This window comes from Vibrio fortis (assembly GCF_024347475.1).
Lineage (GTDB): Bacteria > Pseudomonadota > Gammaproteobacteria > Enterobacterales > Vibrionaceae > Vibrio > Vibrio fortis.
Window position 1 is genome coordinate 2162756 of record NZ_AP025487.1, and the last position, 19019, is coordinate 2181774.

A 19019-nucleotide genomic window follows, 5' to 3' on the forward strand; every position below is an offset into this window, starting at 1 on the left:
GTTATTTAGCAGCTTCTAGAGATGCAGCATCATTTACTGCAGCAGCTGTCATTGTTTTAACAATACGCTTAGTTAAACCCGTAAGAACTTTACCTGGGCCTAATTCTAGTAGTTTTTCTACGCCTTGCTCGTTCATCGCTTGAACGCCTTCAGTCCAACGTACTGGGCTGTATAGTTGACGTACAAGTGCGTCTTTAATCTTCGCAGGATCAGTTTCAGCAGCTACGTCAACGTTGTTGATTACAGGCAGTGCTGGTGCGTTGAACTCAAGAGCTTCTAGAGCTACCGCTAGCTTGTCAGCGGCTGGCTTCATTAGCGCACAGTGAGATGGTACTGATACTGGTAAAGGAAGAACACGCTTAGCGCCAGCTTCTTTACATAGTGCACCCGCACGCTCTACCGCCGCTTTGTTACCTGCGATGACAACTTGGCCTGGAGAGTTGAAGTTCACTGGAGAAACGACTTCATCTTGAGCAGCTTCTTCACACGCTTTCGCAATTGATTCATCATCAAGACCGATGATTGCGTACATAGCACCTACGCCTGCAGGTACCGCTTCTTGCATCAGTTGACCACGAAGCTCAACTAGCTTGATCGCTTCTTTAAAGTCGATAACACCAGCACATACTAGTGCAGAGTACTCACCTAGGCTGTGACCCGCTAGGTTTGCTGGTTGCTCTAGGCCTAGCTCTTGCCATACACGCCAGATAGCAACAGACGCAGCAAGTAGAGCTGGTTGAGTACGGAAAGTTTCGTTTAGGTTTTCTACAGGACCGTCTTGAACTAAAGCCCATAGGTCGTAGCCAAGCGCTTCAGAAGCTTCAGCGAATGTCTGTTTTACAACATCATACTGCTCGCCTAGTTCAGCAAGCATACCAACAGCTTGAGAGCCTTGGCCTGGGAATACGATAGCAAACTTGCTCATTGTAATTATCCTTTAAGCAATGCAAAAAATTGAATAAGGCACATAATCTATGTGCCTTGATTGTTCTGTCGACTTAGGGGTTAGAACTTAACGAGTGCTGAGCCCCAAGTGAAACCGCCACCAAACGCTTCAAGAAGAAGAGTCTGACCACGTTTAATTCGTCCATCACGAACCGCTTCATCTAACGCAGTCGGAACCGTCGCAGCCGACGTGTTACCGTGCTTATCAAGCGTAATCACAACTTGATCAAGCGACATAGTTAGTTTCTTAGCTGTCGCAGAGATGATTCGGTAATTGGCTTGATGTGGTACTAACCAATCAAGTTCCGACTTATCCATGTTGTTCGCTGCCAGTGTATCTTTCACTAGCTTAGAAAGCTGAGTTACCGCTACTTTGAAAACTTCGTTGCCTGCCATGTGAAGCCACTTGTCAGCGTCGCCGCCGCGCTCAGGAACTTCAAGGCTTAGTAGTTCACCGTATTTACCGTCAGAGTAAATATGAGTAGACAAAATACCTGGCTCTTCGCTTGCGCCAACCACAACGGCACCTGCACCATCACCAAATAGGATGATAGTAGAGCGATCCGTTGGGTCACAAGTTTTTGATAGTGCATCAGCACCGATAACCAAAACGTTCTTACACATGCCTGACTTGATGTGTTGATCAGCGACTGATAGTGCGTAAACAAAACCAGAACATGCCGCCGCTAAGTCAAACGCTGGGCAACCTTTAATACCAAGCTTACCTTGTACCTGACATGCAGAAGAAGGGAACGTATGGCTGCTGCTGGTCGTTGCAACGATGATCAAGTCGATATCATGTTTATCGATACCCGCCATATCAATTGCGTTTTCAGCAGCGTAGAACGCCATATCCGCTACAGTTTCATTTTCTGCAGCGATACGACGCTCTTTAATTCCTGTTCTAGCAACAATCCACTCATCGCTAGTCTCTACCATTTTCTCTAGATCTGCGTTGGTACGCACCTGAGATGGCAAGTAGCTGCCAGTACCTAATATTTTGCTATACATGAAGACTAATAATGCCTCTCGAGTAAAACCGCTTCCAAACGATCGCTAATGCGGCTAGGGACTTGTCGTTTGACCTCGTGTACTGCCTCGCCAATCGCATTGACGACGGCAGGTACATCAGCACTTCCATGACTTTTAATGACAATGCCGCGCAATCCTAACAAACTTGCGCCGTTATACTGGTCGGGGTTCAAGGTTTTTAATTCAGTAAATAGCTCAGAAAACAATATTCTGGCGATCCAACCCTTTATCGTTGACGCCATGATGCGCGTTTTTAGCTTATCAATAAAGAGCTGTGCAGTGCCTTCACACGTTTTTAGGCACACATTGCCTACAAAACCATCACACACAACCACATCTGCCGCATCTTGCAGCAATTGATTTCCTTCAATATAGCCGATGAAGTTCACAGACTGGGTATTAGACAACATTTCCGCGCATCGTTTTACAAGGTCATTGCCTTTTATTTCTTCTGCGCCGATATTCAAAATCGCGACACGTGGTGGGCGGTTTAAATGTTGTTCTGCTAATGCACTTCCCATAACAGCAAATTGAAAAAGAGAGTCTGCATCACTGGATACATTGGCACCAAGATCCAACATCCACGTCCTACCACCAGAAGCGGTTGGCAATGCTGAAACAAGTGCTGGTCTATCAATACCGGGAAGAAGTTTCAATCGAAAACGAGACAAAGCCATTAATGCACCGGTATTACCACCGCTGACACATGCGTCTGCTTGAGATTCTGCAACCATATCGATTGCTTCACGCATAGAGCTGCCCTGACTGTTTCGTAAGGCAAGAGAAGGCTTTTCTGAGTTTGAGATAACTCGGTCACAGTGCTGGATGCTCAAACGAGAATCAGGCTGTCGACCTAATGAAGATAATTGAGATGTGATCGCATTTCGATCACCTATGAGAATGACTTTTAGCTCTGGGAAATACGACAGTGCCTGCACGGCGGCAGGCACTGTTACACGAGGACCGAAATCCCCGCCCATTGCATCAAGCGCAACGGTTATATTTTGCAAAAGGTCAACCTTACTTGTTGATAACCTTTTTGCCGCGGTAGTAACCTTCCGCAGTCACGTTGTGACGTAGGTGAGTTTCACCTGAAGTTGCGTCTACAGAAAGTGCAGCTGTAGTTAGCGCATCGTGTGAACGACGCATGCCACGCATTGAACGTGATTTCTTGCTCTTTTGTACGGCCATTGACCCTACTCCTATGTAAATTCTTAAAGAAGCAGTTACTTCTTTAAGCTTTTTAAAACATCAAATGGATTCGGCTTCTTATCTTCCTCAATTTCTTCAGGAAGTTCACCAAACACCAAGTTATTTGAGTTAACGCTACAGTCCGCTTCGTCGTGCATTGCTACTTGTGGCAATCCAAGGATGAACTCGTCTTCAACTAGTTGAATCAGGTCTAACTCACCGTACTCGTTCAGATCTACCAAATCGTACTCTTCCGGTGCTTCTTCTTCACTTTTCTCATTGTAGTAAGGAGTATAAGTGAATTCGACATCGCACTCATGTGCGAAAACCTCATTACAACGTTGACACTCTAAATCGACTTCGACGTTAGCTTTACCAGAGATAACGACTAATCGTTGTTCATCAAGCCCAAATGACAATGAGACTTGCGCGTCACGTTTTACGCCTTCAGTTGCTTCGCTTAAGCGCTTGAAAAGACTAGTTTGGATGATGCCATCTAAATCAAGTCGTTTTTGAGCGGTTCTAGCCGGATCAACTGTACGCGGTATTTTTACCTTTTGCATAGGGCGCGAATATTATCTTCCAAATCGAGTTTAGTCAAAGGAAATGGCAAAAAAAGTACACTTTTTTACCTTTCCCATACAGAGCATTATGAATATCAAGATAAGTTACTATATCCTGCATTAAATGCTTCTACGAATTGTAAATTAAAATGAAAAATTACCAACTAGTTTTGGCCTCTACTTCCCCATTTAGGCAAGAGATACTTAAAAAACTCCATTTAAGCTTTGTAACGGCGAAGCCAGACTGCGATGAAACGCCTCTAACAGGCGAAACACCTCAACAACTCGTCACCCGCTTATCGGAAGAGAAAGCAAAATCTTGTGAGATCTCTTCCCCTAGCCTAGTTATCGGCTCAGATCAGGTTTGTGTGATTGATGGTGAGATTATTGGTAAGCCGCATACACGTGAAAAAGCCATTGAGCAGCTGACTAAGCAAAGTGGTAAAAGCATTACTTTTTACACAGGCCTTTCTGTTTGGAACAGCGAAACCCAGAAAGCTGACACGCGTCTCGACACCTTTGTGGTTCATTTCCGCCATTTAAGCACTGCGCAAATTGAAAGCTATGTCGACAAAGAACAACCTTTCTATTGTGCGGGGAGTTTTAAGAGCGAAGGGTTGGGCATCGCGCTTTTTAAGCGTCTTGAAGGGAAAGATCCAAATACATTAATTGGGTTACCGCTTATCGACCTAATTGATATGTTGGAAGCGCAAGGAATGAATGTGCTTTAACGGATACGATATCTTCGCTAGAGATTCCCTACTCCTTCCTTCGTCAGTCTAGGGAATGACGGAACCTAATGATTATTACAATCCTGAGGTCTGCTAGTTATTGGAGATTTACTATATCGTCATCCCCAGTTGGGGAGCTCTTGTAAGAAGTACAAACAAAAAAGGTTGACGATATTCGTCAACCTTTCTCATTTAAGAGATTGAAGGACAAGTATAGAAAACACTCTATACCCTCGTATCTACTTACAGCTTACGCAGACCAGCGATTGCTTTTTCTAGCTTCGCTTCCATTGGAGCAGAGATATCCATCTTCTCTTCACTGCCTGGGTGTGTAAACTTGATGTTCGCCGCATGCAGGAACAGACGGTCTAGACCAACTTTACCTGTATAAGCATCAAAGCGTCGGTCGCCATAACGATCATCCCACGCAATCGGATGACCAGTATATTGAGTGTGGACACGAATTTGGTGTGTACGACCAGTAATTGGGCTTGCTTGAATCAAGGTCGCATCTTTGAACTTTTCTAACACCTTAAAACGAGTTTCTGATGCTTTGCCATTTGGGTTCACTCGAACAATGCTATTCACTTCATTCTTAAGCAGTGGTGCATTTACTACTTTACAGCTGTTCTTCCACTCGCCCATGACCAATGCAAAATAGTACTTCTGTACCGTCTTTTCACGGAACTGCGCTTGCAGGTGACGTAATGCTGAACGCTTCTTAGCGACCAACAGGATACCCGATGTGTCTCTATCGATACGGTGTACCAACTCTAGAAAACGAGCTTCTGGTCGCAAAGCTCGAAGAGCTTCGATAGCACCAAACTTAAGACCACTACCACCGTGTACCGCTGTACCTGAAGGCTTGTTCAGAATAAGCATGTGGTCATCTTCGTAGATGATGCAATGCTCAAGCTCTGAAACCTTATTCAGCTTTGTGCTCGGCACATTTTCTTCGACTTTCTCTTCCACCGTCACTGGTGGAATGCGAACAAGATCACCAGCTTTTAGCTTGTATTCAGCTTTGATGCGCTTTTTGTTAACACGCACTTCGCCCTTACGTACGATTCGATAAATCATACTTTTCGGGATATTTTTTAATTGGTTACGTAAGAAGTTATCAATACGTTGACCAGCCATATCTTCATCGATGTCGACAAATTGGACTTTGGTTCTAATTTCGCTCATGCGGTTAGTGTATCACTGTCAAATTTGATAATTGAGAGTTAATTGCATTTTTCAGCGCGATTATACCCAAAAGGAGGCGTGAAACTTCTATATTTGTTTGATTCTCCGAACAAAAAACAATCAAGACTGCCGCAAAATTAAATATCATTTGATAAATTATTGATAGACAGTGAGTTAGAGCTATCAAAACACAAACAAAAACCGTTTTTTTTCGCGCATTCTGATAAAGCAGATTGCTGTGATTAGCGACCACTGCTATAGTTCACAGCTGCTATCTATGGTTTGACTACTATTTAAACAGTTAACCATTCACCAGCAAATAAATGAGTAGATGACTCAGTCAAAACCGTGCTGCATTGGCGTAAGACACCGTTAACTGAGTTCCTTGTCGCTCTACTCACGTACGCTCATGTTGAGTATTCACCGCCACATCGCGGATCATAGTTCACTATCTATGATGACTGACGTGCCCCAAGAGCATCCCTTCCAGCCGGGAGGCTGCACCGATAAAGCCATGGGATCAGGCACCATGAGAAACGAAATCAAGCGACAAGAACAATGATGAAAATAAGAAAAGACAATGAGTATTTCTAAATGAAAAGAATGTTAATTAACGCAACTCAAAAAGAAGAGTTGCGTGTCGCTTTGGTTGACGGCCAGCGACTTTTCGATCTTGATATCGAAAGTCCAGGTCACGAATCAAAAAAAGCGAATATCTACAAAGGACGTATCACTCGTATTGAACCAAGCCTAGAAGCGGCATTTGTTGATTACGGCGCAGAACGTCACGGTTTCCTCCCTCTTAAAGAAATTGCCCGCGAATACTTCCCTGAAGGTTACACATACCAAGGTCGTCCAAGCATCAAAGAAGTGCTTAAGGAAGGCCAGGAAGTTATCGTACAAGTTGAGAAAGAAGAACGTGGTAGCAAAGGCGCTGCACTGACAACTTTCATCTCTTTGGCGGGTAGCTACTTAGTTCTTATGCCAAACAACCCTCGTGCAGGCGGTATTTCTCGCCGTATCGAAGGTGACGAGCGTACACAACTAAAAGCAGCTTTAAGCACTCTTGAGCTACCTCAAGGTATGGGTTTGATCGTGCGAACAGCGGGCGTTGGCAAAAGCGCAGAAGAGCTTGAGTGGGACTTAAACGTACTGCTTAACCACTGGGCTGCTATCAAGCAAGCTTCGGATTCAAACGCTGCACCTTTCCTTATCCACCAAGAAAGTAACGTAATTGTTCGTGCAATCCGCGACTACCTACGTCGTGATATTGGTGAAATTCTTATCGACAGCAACACTATCTTTGAGCGTGCACAAGCGCACATTCAACTAGTGCGCCCAGACTTTATTAGTCGCGTTAAGAAATATGATGGTGAAGTGCCGCTGTTTAGCCACTACCAAATCGAAAGCCAAATTGAATCAGCTTTCCAACGTGAAGTTCGCCTTCCGTCGGGCGGTTCAATTGTTATCGACCCAACTGAAGCACTAACTTCTATCGATATCAACTCTGCTCGTGCAACGAAAGGCGGTGATATTGAAGAAACAGCACTGAACACTAACCTAGAAGCTGCAGATGAAATTGCTCGCCAACTTCGTCTACGTGACCTAGGTGGTCTTGTTGTTATCGACTTCATCGACATGACGCCTGTTCGCCACCAACGCGAAGTTGAAAGTCGTCTGCGCGATGCCGTTCGTTTAGATCGCGCACGTGTTCAAATTGGTCGTATTTCTCGCTTCGGTCTTCTAGAGATGTCTCGTCAACGTTTGAGCCCATCACTAGCAGAAGCAAGCCACCACATTTGTCCTCGTTGTACTGGTACTGGTGTTGTTCGTGATAACGAATCTCTAGCACTTTCTGTACTACGTTTGATTGAAGAAGAAGCTCTAAAAGACAACACAGCGCAAGTACTTGCGGTTGTGCCTGTTCCAATTGCTTCTTACCTACTGAATGAAAAACGTCGCTCAGTAAACCACATCGAGAAAAACCAAGAAGTTAAGATCACTGTTGTTCCTAACTCTGACATGGAAACTCCACACTTTGAGGTTATCCGTGTTCGTGAAGGTGAAGAGTTCGATCTACTGTCTTACCTACTTCCGAAGAAGCTAGACGCTCTGAAAGAAGCAGAAAGCAAAGAACCAGCAGAACAGACGATTCGCCCTAAGAAGATCGAAGAGCCTGCACTGAAAGGTTTCGCGGCTCCAGCTCAATCTGCGCCAGCTCCAGCACCAAAAGCTGCAGCAAAAGTAGAAGAGAAGAAAGAAGAGCCAAAAGCACAAGAATCAGGCCTAATCAGCCGTTTCTTCAAAGCTATTGGTAGCTTCCTATTCGGTGGATCTTCTTCTCAAGAAGAGAAACAGGAAGAGAAGCAGGAAGAGAAACCTAAGAACAATCGCAACAACGGCAACCGCCAACGTCGTGATCGTAATGACAACCGTCGTCGCAACCAGCGTGGTGATCGTAACGAAAACCGTGACAACAAGCGTCGTCGTAAACCAGCTCGTGATGAGAAGCCTGAAGAGCAAAAAGAAAATGCAACTCAGCAGCCTCGTCAAAACCGTAAGCCGAAGCAAGACCGCCGCAACAAGCAGCGCGACGAGCAGAAGCAACAACGCGAAGAGCAAGTACCGTCTAAGGTTGCAGAACAAGGCCAACAGCTAGCTGCGGATGCTCAAGCTTCTAAACCTGAAGGTCAAAAGCCGAAGTCTGAAGCGAAAGCTGCCAAAGTTAAAGAGCGTCGTCAACGTCGCAAACTGAACAAGCAGATCCGAGTTAAAGACCAACAAGCTCAAGCAGAAAACAACTCTGTGAAAGAGCAAGTTGTCGCTAAAGACAAGGCTGTAGCTCAAGAGCAAAAAGTGGCTGAGCAAGTAGAAGCTAACCAAGCGAATACTGAACAAGCAGAACAGGAAGAGCCGAAGCAACGCCGTAACCGTCGTTCTCCACGTCACCTACGTGCAAGTGGCCAACGTCGTCGTCGCGGTCGTGATCGTCGCCCTAACCCATTCCGCCTACGTAAAGGTGGTGTAGCATCTCCAGAGATGGCTATGGGTAAAGTGATGCCTCGTTTCGTGCCGAAGCCACACCACAAACAAGCGAAACCTGAAGCTGCGAAGGCAGAAGCACAAGTACAGCAAACAGCTGAACTAGAAACTGTTCAGAACAATGTTGTAATTGCTGGCGGTTTCGCATGCCCTGAAATGGCAATGGGTAAAGTAATTATCCGCCGTGAAGAGCCTGTGGTTGAAACTGTTGTTGAAGCAAAAGCAGAAGACGTCGTAGCACAAGCTGCTGTTGAGGCACCTGTCGTTGATGCTCCAGTAGCAACGCCAGTTGTTGAAGAAGCACCGGTAGTAGAGACACCTGCTGTTGAAGAAGCGGTTGAAGCAAAAGCTGAAGAGACTGTGACTGAAGCTCCGGTTGTTGAAGCGCCAGTTGTCGAGGCTAAACCAGTTGAAGCAACGCCTGCAACTGAAGAGAAACCTTCAGTGGAAGCGAAGAAGCAAGCTAGCTCTCCGATGACTAAAGCTCCAGGTCCACAAGAGATTAAAGAGATTGAAGTTGTTGCAGCGCCATTCCGTAGCGAACGTTACGTATCAAAAGGTGCTGGTAGTCAAGTTGCTTCGAACCAAGCTGGTTCTGGTATGACTAAGCCAAACTACTAAGCATTTACCGTTGTAAATTGTTAAGTAAATAGAATCAAAGGCTGCTTATTATAAGCAGCCTTTTTTACATGCGTTATCGGAATAACGATTAATAGATATATTACTCAAAGTTAGGTTCAACCTTGAACTTAATCACATTTTTGGGTAGGATTCGCGCACTTATCTTTTTCGACACTTTGCTATTGCCGCTCTTTTATACACCTGTTTAGCTCCGCAATATGTTCGTGTCGGTAAATCCATTTAAAGCATAGCTGAGCACACATGTTCGAATTCCCACAATTTTCAAAGCACTCTGTAAAGAATGACGTTCTTTCAGGTCTTACTGTAGCACTTGCTCTAGTACCTGAAGCGGTTGCATTCGCCTTTGTTGCTGGTGTTGACCCAATGGTTGGCCTATACGCAGCATTCATCGTTGGTCTTATCACTTCTATCTTCGGCGGTCGTCCAGGTATGATCTCTGGTGCAACTGGCGCGATGGCCGTTGTAATGGTTAGCCTTGTTGCGACACACGGCGTTCAATATCTCTTTGCCGCTATCATGCTAGCCGGTCTTCTACAGATCGCTGCGGGTCTATTCAAGCTCGGTAAATTTATCCGTATCGTTCCGCACCCAGTAATGATCGGCTTCGTAAATGGCTTGGCGATTGTTATCTTCCTTGCTCAGCTTGGTCAATTTAAAGCACCAGACATCACTGGCGCATTAACTTGGCTTCCAACAGACCAAATGACATTGATGCTTGGTCTTGTTGCGTTGACTATGGCTATCATCCACTTCCTGCCTAAGTTCACAACAGCAGTGCCTTCTTCATTGGTTGCTATCGTAACTGTGACAGCACTTGTGGTTGGCTTAGATCTAGAAACCCGTACAGTAGTCGACTTCCTACGTACTATGTCTGGCGACGATGCTGCAACACTTGCAGGCTCTCTACCAACATTCTCGATTCCAGCAGTACCATTTAACCTAGAAACGCTTTACATCATCTTGCCTTACGCAGTAATCCTTGCGGCAATTGGCCTGATCGAATCACTACTGACTCTGACAGTACTTGATGAAATGACAAACACTCGTGGTCAGTCAAACCGTGAGTGTGTAGGTCAAGGTATGGCTAACGTAACGTGTTCAGTATTTGGCGCGATGGGTGGTTGTGCGATGATTGGTCAATCAATGATCAACGTAAACTCTGGTGGTCGTGGTCGCCTATCAGGTATCGTTGCAGCAGTTGCTCTACTGATGTTCATCCTGTTTGCTTCTTCGCTGATTGAAATGATTCCTCTAGCAGCGCTTGTGGGTGTAATGTTCATGGTTGTTATCGGTACATTCGAATGGGCAACGTTCAAGCTCGCACGCCGCGTACCAAAACAAGACTTCTTTGTTATCGTTCTAGTAACCGTTGTTACAGTAATGACTGACCTTGCGGTTGCTGTATTTGTCGGCGTTATCGCTTCTGCACTAATGTTTGCTTGGCAGCACGCTAAGCACATCTACGCAGACACTTGCATCAATGATGAAGGTTCAAAAGTATACAAGGTTAACGGTCCGATCTTCTTCGGTTCTACAGCGAACTTCCTAGAGCTTTTTGATGCTCTTGAAGATCCTCAAGACGTAATCGTAGACTTCGCAAACTCTCGCGTAACTGATCACTCAGCAATCGAAGCAATTGATACCATTGCCGAGCGTTACGCAGCACAAGGTAAAACGCTGCACCTACGTCACCTAAGCCAAGACTGTGTGGCAATGCTGCACAAAGCAGGTAGCCTAGTTGAAGCGAACGTTGCTGAAGACCCAATCTACAAGGTTATGTCTAAGTAACAGCTGATGGCTTTACATAGATAAGAAAAAGAATGCCGACGATATGCGTCGGCATTTTTGTTTGCGAGCGTTAAGTGTATTAGCTCAATGTCGATCTCTTAGAGAGATTTCAAGATTGCTTCACTCGACTCTTCAATTAAATCGAGTACTAACTCAAAGCCATCACCCTCTCCATAATATGGATCAGGAATCTCTTGGTAACCGGAATCACCGTAGCTTAGGAACAGAGCCAATTTATACTGTAGGTGAGCTGGGCATTGGGATTCTAAGTCTGCAAGGTTTGCCTTATCCGCGGCTAAAATCAGGTCAAACTTATCAAAGTCTTGTGCAACCACTTTACGAGACCGAATGCCTTTAAAGCTGTAGCCCCTAGCCTCACCAGCCGCTTTAGAACGTGGGTCTGGCGGGTTTCCTTGGTGGTACCCGATGGTGCCGGCTGAATCGACCTCGACGTCAACTCCCATAGATTTAGCCTTAGCTCGCAGTATTGCTTCCCCTGTCGGTGAGCGACAAATATTTCCCATACAGACTACCAGTATCTTTTTCATCCCTAATCACCTGTTCTTTCGATGGTTTTTGATAGTGTTAACTTAAGCTATGATAGTGCTAATCACAAATTATAAGGAAGAGTTATGTCGACTGAAGACAACAAAGAACAGCGCCATAAGGCACGTCAACAAAAGGTTAAAGAGCAAGTTGATGCTCGTGTTGCCGCTGCTCAGGAAGTTAAAGGCTTGCTGCTTGTTATTACAGGTAATGGTAAAGGCAAATCGACTTCAGGCTTTGGTACCATAACTCGCGCTGTCGGACACGGTAAGAAGTGTGCAGTTGCTCAGTTCGTAAAAGGGACATGGGACAACGGTGAAAAGAACGTACTTGAAAAGCTCGATGTTGAATTTCAGGTGATGGGTACTGGCTTTACATGGGAAACGCAAAACAAAGCCAAAGATATTGAGGCCGCACAACGTGTCTGGACTGAGTGTAAACGCATGCTGGCTGACGAATCATTAGATGTGATTCTGTTTGATGAACTGACTTACATGGTGAGTTACGGCTACATAGAATTGGATGAAGTGGTTGAGGCTCTTAACAACCGTCCAAAGATGCAATCGGTGATCATTACAGGCCGTGGGGCGCATCGCACGCTAACTGAGATGGCCGATACTGTGTCTGAAGTCCGTAACGTCAAGCACGCTTTTGAGTCAGGAGTTAAAGCTTTACAAGGTGTTGACTGGTAATCACCTTCAACCATAGATCCGCAACTCGGTCATTCTTCCCTCTCGAGGATGACGACCACAAGGCCATTCCGCCCTTGAACAACGGACGACTGCCTATAGTCACTCCCTAGTTCGAGGGACGAGTGTCATAGGGAATCTCTCTTGAGTATTACCGATACCAAAATAAAAGAGCGCCACTCCTAATAACAGAGTGGCGCTTCGTTTATATAAGACTCAAAACAGATTAGTTAAACAGACCTTTCAACAGTCCATCTACCGCTTCTTTGGTTTTCTCGTCTTTAATTTTATCAGTCAGCTTCTCAACACCGCGGTCGATCTCTTTCTGCGCTTTCTGCTTCAATACGTCATCAAACACTAAGCTAAACTTAGGATCTGTCCAAGCACCCGTCACCTTGATTGGGATAGTCACATCTTTAAGGTCGTCAATGCTCTTACCACCCTGACCTTCTAGTGAACCTACGATAGAGGTACGTACTAGGAAATCGACAGTCTCATTGATGAAATTAGCTTTACCAGAGCCAGTAACACGTAATAGAGGCGATTGCGCTGAAAGGTCGTTAGTCGATACCCAACCTTTATCAACTTTTAGTGTTGTCTTCATCGCACTGAAGTCGGTTTTTTGAACGCCTTCAGTTTCATCTAACTTTTCACCTTTGATCTTCGCGTAGTTCTCACGAATCAATTGTGCAACGTTAATACCGTTCACAGCACCATCCGCAAAGTTGATAGCGATAGTACCCACTAAGTTCTGCTTGATACCTGTCGGAGTCAGGCTCTTACCAGAGACATTGACATCGATGTTACCCGTACCTTCTAGCATGTCGTTGTTCGCAACATCCACCAGCAGGGGTTGAACTTTCACGCCCTTGATTGCTTTCTTAGCTGTATATGAAGCTGGTGACTTACGCGCATCCAGTGTTGCCGTTGCCGAGATAGAGCCATCGTAAAGATTAGAGGTGAATGAATCCAGTTTTGCCACTCCACGGTTAACCGAGAAAGCCGCTTTTACATTCTGCATATGAGCGTTGTTAGCTTTAAACTTATCAATCGTCATATCACCTTTAACATCCAGCGTTTTCAGAGCCGTTAGATCAGGTTCGACTTCTTTTGCTGGCGCTGCAGGTTCTGTTTCCTGAGCAGGCTGTGAAGCCGCTGTTGAATCAGATGCACTACCTAAACCTAGGAACTCATCGAGATCGATATTTGGACTATGCAGAGAGAAACGTACCTTAGGGATCTCAGACAGCGTCACATCCGCCTTACCGTCGAGTGCGATACTGTTCGCTTGAAGTTTCTCTAATACAAAGCTCAGGTGACTCTTAGTTAGATCAAAGCTCAGGTCAGAAAGCATATCGACTTTCATCGGTGATTGAGGAAGTGCATCACCTTTAAACGTAGAGTCCAATGTGAGCTTGTTGAGAACAACTTTTGAAATCGCGCTATCAACTGTCAGTTCACCCGCGCCTTTCAGATCCAGCTCCATACCAGCGGCATTACCTACAACGCTGTAAGTTAGGTTATTCACCTTATCGAACTCAAACGTATCAAGACCAATCTTTGCCGACTCAATTTGAGTACTTGGATCACTGAACGTTGCATTCAAATCTATGTTACGCAACGCGTAGCTTGTAAAGCCTTTCGCTAGCTTTAAGTCTGCACTACCTTGCGCTGAAAACTTCTGTTGATTGTTCTCACCAGAAGCCGAGAAAGTTGCAGTAGTCCATGTATCTGCCGCAAATTCTGATAGATTGAATGCGACATCGTACAGCTTAATAAATGAACCCGCTTGTTTGTCATCCATTTCGAACAATGCATTTGAAACAGTCACACCAGCAAGATTAATCGTCCAGTTTGAAGCGGCACTCCCTTGTTGCGGATTAGACACTTCCTCTTGCTGAGGCGCAGTCTCCTCAGCAGGAGATGGCGCTGTTTGAGCCTGTGTCAACGCATCTATGTTCTTGCTGCCATCTTTTAGAGTTTCTAAATAGAATTCCGCACCATCGAGCGTAACGTTACCGATTTCAAGTTGATTACTAAAGAGAGGTGTTACTGAGATATCAACACCGACGGTATCAACTTTGAATAAGTTAGGTTGAGTGAAGCCCTGCGGATTGCGCAGTTCTGTCTTTCCTAGTTCAAAACCAATCGATGGAAAAAATTGCCAACTGATGTCACCTTCAATCACAAGCTCTAAACCGGTGTGCTTTTGGGCTTGTTCGACGATCAGTGGTTTAAATTGGTTAGGATTCACTAACAGCACTAGCGCCAGAATCGCCGCGATAACGACAACAACTGGGATAGCTATGAAAATGAGTAGTTTCTTCATCCGCATATTCCTTGCTTAGATTCCAAAAGAAAGTGGCACTATAAAAGTGCCACTTATTCGATAAAAAATAAAGCTGAGTTAAGAACTTATCACTAAATTCTTACTTTTGTCAGATGGTACCGACTACGCCTTTAAAAGCTTAGCAATATGAGCTTTCAAAACGTCAATTGCGATACGGTTTTTACCGCCACGAGGAACGATAATATCGGCATGCTGCTTTGATGGCTCAATAAACTGCATAAACATCGGACGTACTGTCTCTTGGTATTGCTTCAGTACAGAGTCCATCGTACGACCACGCTCTTCAACATCACGCTTAACACGACGCAATAGACAGATATCTAGCGGTGTGTCCATGAAGACACTCGCGTGCATCAATTTACGTAGACGTGGGTCTGTTAGCAGTAGGATACCTTCTAAGATGATCACTTTCTTAGGTGTAAGTGTAGTCGTTTCAGAAGTACGAGTGTGCTCAGAGTAGCTGTATTCCGGTACTTCAACTGAGTTGCCGTTCATTAGCTCTTTAAGGTGCTCACACAATAGGTCGTGATCTAATGCGTTTGGGTGGTCGTAGTTTGTTTTAACACGCTCTTCCATACTCAAGTGGCTTTGGTCGCTGTAGTAGCAATCTTCCGTGATAACACCAATTTGATGGTCGCCTACTTTTTCGCGCAACTCATTATAAATAGTACTAGCAATCAGACTCTTTCCTGAAGCCGAAGCGCCAGCGATACCTACGATGACACATTGATTATTATCAGACATTATTTTGCACCCGATATGGTTTGGTGATGGGAATAGATAAACCGCCTGATTATAGGGGCTAAGCTCTATAGATTCTAGTCGCCATTTCAGCAAAATACCGTCAAATTGATGATCTAAATGGATTAAATCAAAATAAACGTTTGCTTAATGTCCAGTGCCCATCAACCATTTGCACACTCTGTGTGAATTTTGAACTACTCAACCATTGAGAAGTTGATCGCTTCTGGTTTCACTTTACCCGTCCAGAACATCTTGCATGCAACATTCTCAGCCAAATCGAGGTAATGGCGCGTATGTTCGCTGTCTGGTCGACGCACTACGGTTGGCATTCCTGCATCAATGTCTTCACGAACATCGATATGCAGCGGGATCTGCGCAAGAATATCGAGACTAAATTCAACGGCCATCGCTTCAGCACCGCCAGAACCAAAGATATGTTCTTTTTCACCACAGTGACTACAGATATGGTAGCTCATATTTTCAACAAGACCTGCAACTGGCACACCTACTTTGTCGAACATCGCCACACCTTTACGAGCATCCGCTAGAGCAAGGTCTTGCGGTGTCGTCACGACGATTGCGCCCGTAACTGGAATTTGTTGCGATAAAGTCAGTTGGATGTCACCAGTACCCGGCGGCATGTCAATGACTAAGTAATCAAGGTCCGGCCATACCGTTTCATTCATGATTTGGCCAAGTGCTTTAGCTGCCATAGGACCACGCCAAATAGCCGCATCATCTTTTGACACTAAATAACCGATTGAGTGAGTGAAGATGCCGTGCGCTTCAATTGGAATCATCCATTTGTTATCGCGTACTTCAGGTTTAGCTTGCATTTGCCCCAACATCATAGGCACTGAAGGGCCATAGATGTCAGCATCCAATAGACCAACTTTGGCGCCTGATTTTGACAATGCGAGAGCCAGATTAACCGAGGTTGTTGATTTACCGACACCACCTTTTGCAGACGTTACCGCAATGATGTTTTTAACCCCTTTGACTGGGCTTGATACGGTTGTTTCTAGTGCAGCAGGCTTAATGCGAATCTCAAAGTCGAACGCTGCGACTTTCTGTTCAGCGATTTGATGTGATATCCAGTGTGATAGCTCTTCTACCAAGCTATTGGCCGCAAATGGAAGCGTAATGATGAATGAACCTTTTGGGTCAACCGTTACCATATTCGGTTGCAATGCCCATTCAGGGATTAGAAGGACAGATTCAAACTCATTCAGCCAAGAACAAAAATCTTGCTTTGATGTGAAGTTACGCATTGGGGCTCCTTTTTTTGATTTATGCTATCACCCGCTGACGAAAGACTGAACCCTTAAAAAACTAAGGGATTCGTTTATTTGATACCTTGGCGTGACACACGTTATAAAGTAGTATTACACATCAAATTTATACCCATCAAAAAGAAGCGAAATTTAAGTATGGCGACTGATCCAAGAAAACTTTTGGTAACTTGTGCCCTTCCGTACGCTAACGGTTCAATTCACCTAGGTCATATGCTTGAGCACATTCAAGCGGATATCTGGGTTCGATACCAACGCCTACGTGGCAACACTGTAAACTTCATCTGTGCTGACGATGCTCACGGCACGCCAATCATGCTAAAAGCACAACAGATGGGTATTACGCCAGAAGAGATGATCGCTGCTGTAAGTGAAGAGCATCAGAAAGACTTCGCTGGCTTCGATATTAGCTTTGATAACTACCACAGCACACACTCTGAAGAGAACCGTGAACTGGCTTCACACATCTACCTAGAGCTTAAAAAGAACGGCTTTATCTCTAGCCGCACTATCTCTCAGCTGTTTGACCCAGAGCAAGAGATGTTCCTACCGGACCGTTTCGTAAAAGGTACATGTCCTAAGTGTAAGTCAGAAGACCAATACGGTGACAACTGTGATAACTGTGGTGAGACGTACAGCCCAACTGAACTAATTAACCCGAAATCAGCAGTATCTGGCGCGACGCCAGTAATGAAAGATTCTGAGCACTTCTTCTTCGACCTACCTCAGTTTGAAAGCATGCTACAAGAGTGGACTCGCTCTGGTTCGCTTCAGTCTGAAACTGCGAACAAGATGCAAGAGTGGTTTGAGTCTGGTCTGCAGCAGTGGGATATCTCACGCGACGCACCATACTTTGGCTTCGAAATCCCTGGTGAGAAAGACAAGTTCTTCTACGTATGGCTAGACGCACCAGTTGGTTACATGGCTTCGTTCAAGAACCTATGTAACAAAACTGAAGGCCTAGACTTCGACGAGTACTGGAAAAAAGACAGCACAACTGAGCTTTACCACTTCATCGGTAAAGACATCGTTTACTTCCACTCTCTATTCTGGCCTGCAATGCTAGAAGGTTCTGGTTTCCGTAAGCCAAACAACGTATTCGTACACGGCTACGTAACGGTAAATGGCGCGAAGATGTCTAAGTCTAAGGGCACATTCATCAAGGCAGCAACTTACCTTGATCACCTAGACCCAGAATGTCTACGTTACTACTACGCAGCGAAACTAAACAGCCGTATCGATGACCTAGATCTTAACCTTGAAGACTTCACACAGCGCGTTAACGCTGACGTAGTAAACAAGATTGTTAACCTAGCATCACGTAACGCTGGTTTCATCACTAAGCGTTTCGAAGGCAAGCTTTCTGCTAACTTCGCAGAAACTGAGCTATATAATGAGTTCACTGCGGCGGCTGACCGTATCGCAGAGCTTTATGAGACTCGTGAGTTTGGTCGTGCAATCCGTGAAATCACAGCACTAGCAGACAAAGCTAACCAATACGTTGATGAAAAAGCACCGTGGGTTGTAGCGAAAGAAGAAGGTAAAGACCAAGAGCTACAAGACATCTGTTCTGTTGGTATCAACCTATTCCGCGTTCTGATGACTTACCTAAAACCAGTTATGCCAGAGCTTGCTGCACGTACTGAAGCGTTCCTAAACGAGACGCTAACTTGGGAAGGTATCGCTGCGCCGCTAACTGATCACGAGATCACTAAGTTCAAAGCGCTATTCAACCGCATCGATCCTAAGAAGGTTGAAGCAATGATTGAAGCTTCTAAAGAAGACGCAGCAGCAGAAGTTGCAGCGAAAGAAAAAGCAGAAGCTGAAAAGAACAAAGCAAGCCAAACTGAGCTAGATAAAGATCCAATCGCAGAAGAAATTGAATTTGACGCTTTCGCAGCAGTCGATATGCGTATCGCTCGCATCATCTCATGTGAAGAAGTGCCAAAAGCAAACAAACTGCTTAAGTTCCAACTAGACATCGGTGGCGAAACTCGCCAAGTATTCTCTGGCATTAAGTCAGCTTACAAACCAGAAGAGCTAGAAGGCAAGCTAACGGTCATGGTAGCAAACCTTAAGCCTCGTAAGATGAAGTTTGGTATGTCTGAAGGCATGATCCTAGCAGCGGGCCCTGGTGGCAGCGATCTATGGATCCTTGAGCCGCATGAAGGTGCACAGCCAGGCATGCGCGTGATGTAATCGTGCTCTAAGCTTTACAAATCCCCATAGCAGAGATGTTATGGGGATTTTTTATTTCTACCCCAGCGGACGGTTCT

At 45.1% G+C, this 19019-nt stretch carries 15 protein-coding genes; 5 read left to right on the forward strand and 10 right to left on the reverse strand.

Annotated elements, in window-relative coordinates:
• Nucleotide 1 precedes the first annotated feature (1 nt).
• From fabD to yceD, 5 genes are all read right to left on the reverse strand, one after another.
• Nucleotides 2–925, reverse strand: coding sequence for an ACP S-malonyltransferase (gene fabD / locus OCV50_RS09340; RefSeq protein WP_261902883.1), 924 nt, complete (start codon nucleotides 923–925; stop codon nucleotides 2–4).
• Nucleotides 926–1005: 80 nt separating this feature from the next.
• Nucleotides 1006–1956 carry a beta-ketoacyl-ACP synthase III gene (locus OCV50_RS09345; RefSeq protein ID WP_239841482.1) on the reverse strand — a complete coding sequence of 317 codons (951 nt, stop codon included), beginning with the start codon at nucleotides 1954–1956 and terminating at the stop codon, nucleotides 1006–1008.
• Nucleotides 1957–1961: 5 nt separating this feature from the next.
• Nucleotides 1962–2987 carry a phosphate acyltransferase PlsX gene (gene plsX, locus OCV50_RS09350; protein WP_239841481.1) on the reverse strand — a complete coding sequence of 342 codons (1026 nt, stop codon included), beginning with the start codon at nucleotides 2985–2987 and terminating at the stop codon, nucleotides 1962–1964.
• A 10-nt stretch (nucleotides 2988–2997) separates the two neighbouring features.
• Entirely contained in the window at nucleotides 2998–3168 is a 171-nt protein-coding gene (gene rpmF / locus OCV50_RS09355; protein ID WP_004414666.1) for a 50S ribosomal protein L32, read from the reverse strand.
• Nucleotides 3169–3203: 35 nt separating this feature from the next.
• Entirely contained in the window at nucleotides 3204–3731 is a 528-nt protein-coding gene (gene yceD, locus OCV50_RS09360) for a 23S rRNA accumulation protein YceD (protein ID WP_239841480.1), read from the reverse strand.
• Between the two features lie 149 nt (nucleotides 3732–3880).
• Between yceD and OCV50_RS09365 the strand changes: the two genes are divergently transcribed.
• On the forward strand, nucleotides 3881–4462 hold the full coding sequence (locus OCV50_RS09365) for a Maf family protein (RefSeq protein ID WP_239841479.1): 582 nt from the start codon (nucleotides 3881–3883) through the stop codon (nucleotides 4460–4462).
• A 243-nt stretch (nucleotides 4463–4705) separates the two neighbouring features.
• On the opposite strand, the gene rluC is transcribed toward OCV50_RS09365, so the two are convergent.
• On the reverse strand, nucleotides 4706–5650 hold the full coding sequence (rluC, locus tag OCV50_RS09370; RefSeq protein ID WP_239841478.1) for a 23S rRNA pseudouridine(955/2504/2580) synthase RluC: 945 nt from the start codon (nucleotides 5648–5650) through the stop codon (nucleotides 4706–4708).
• Nucleotides 5651–6244: 594 nt separating this feature from the next.
• On the opposite strand from rluC, the gene rne reads away from it, so the two are divergent.
• Nucleotides 6245–9313 carry a ribonuclease E gene (rne, locus tag OCV50_RS09375; RefSeq protein WP_261902884.1) on the forward strand — a complete coding sequence of 1023 codons (3069 nt, stop codon included), beginning with the start codon at nucleotides 6245–6247 and terminating at the stop codon, nucleotides 9311–9313.
• Nucleotides 9314–9574: 261 nt separating this feature from the next.
• Nucleotides 9575–11122, forward strand: a complete 1548-nt coding sequence (locus OCV50_RS09380; protein WP_239841476.1) for a SulP family inorganic anion transporter — start codon at nucleotides 9575–9577, stop codon at nucleotides 11120–11122.
• Between the two features lie 98 nt (nucleotides 11123–11220).
• Here OCV50_RS09380 and OCV50_RS09385 read toward each other — a convergent pair whose 3' ends face one another.
• Nucleotides 11221–11670 (reverse strand): low molecular weight protein-tyrosine-phosphatase, encoded by a 450-nt coding sequence (locus OCV50_RS09385; RefSeq protein ID WP_261902885.1) that lies wholly within the window; start codon nucleotides 11668–11670, stop codon nucleotides 11221–11223.
• A gap of 84 nt (nucleotides 11671–11754) precedes the next feature.
• On the opposite strand from OCV50_RS09385, the gene cobO reads away from it, so the two are divergent.
• Nucleotides 11755–12360: a cob(I)yrinic acid a,c-diamide adenosyltransferase gene (gene cobO / locus OCV50_RS09390; RefSeq protein WP_032552027.1), complete on the forward strand. Its 606-nt coding sequence runs from the start codon at nucleotides 11755–11757 to the stop codon at nucleotides 12358–12360.
• A gap of 223 nt (nucleotides 12361–12583) precedes the next feature.
• On the opposite strand, the gene OCV50_RS09395 is transcribed toward cobO, so the two are convergent.
• The 3 genes from OCV50_RS09395 to apbC form a co-directional block, all read right to left on the reverse strand.
• A complete protein-coding gene (locus tag OCV50_RS09395) occupies nucleotides 12584–14692 on the reverse strand; it encodes an AsmA family protein (RefSeq protein ID WP_390905085.1) in 2109 nt (702 codons plus the stop codon).
• 117 nt (nucleotides 14693–14809) lie between these two features.
• On the reverse strand, nucleotides 14810–15451 hold the full coding sequence (gene udk, locus OCV50_RS09400) for a uridine kinase (protein WP_239841473.1): 642 nt from the start codon (nucleotides 15449–15451) through the stop codon (nucleotides 14810–14812).
• A 194-nt stretch (nucleotides 15452–15645) separates the two neighbouring features.
• Nucleotides 15646–16722 (reverse strand): iron-sulfur cluster carrier protein ApbC, encoded by a 1077-nt coding sequence (gene apbC / locus OCV50_RS09405; RefSeq protein ID WP_261902887.1) that lies wholly within the window; start codon nucleotides 16720–16722, stop codon nucleotides 15646–15648.
• Nucleotides 16723–16881: 159 nt separating this feature from the next.
• Between apbC and metG the strand changes: the two genes are divergently transcribed.
• Nucleotides 16882–18942 (forward strand): methionine--tRNA ligase, encoded by a 2061-nt coding sequence (gene metG / locus OCV50_RS09410; RefSeq protein WP_261902888.1) that lies wholly within the window; start codon nucleotides 16882–16884, stop codon nucleotides 18940–18942.
• Nucleotides 18943–19019 lie beyond the last annotated feature (77 nt).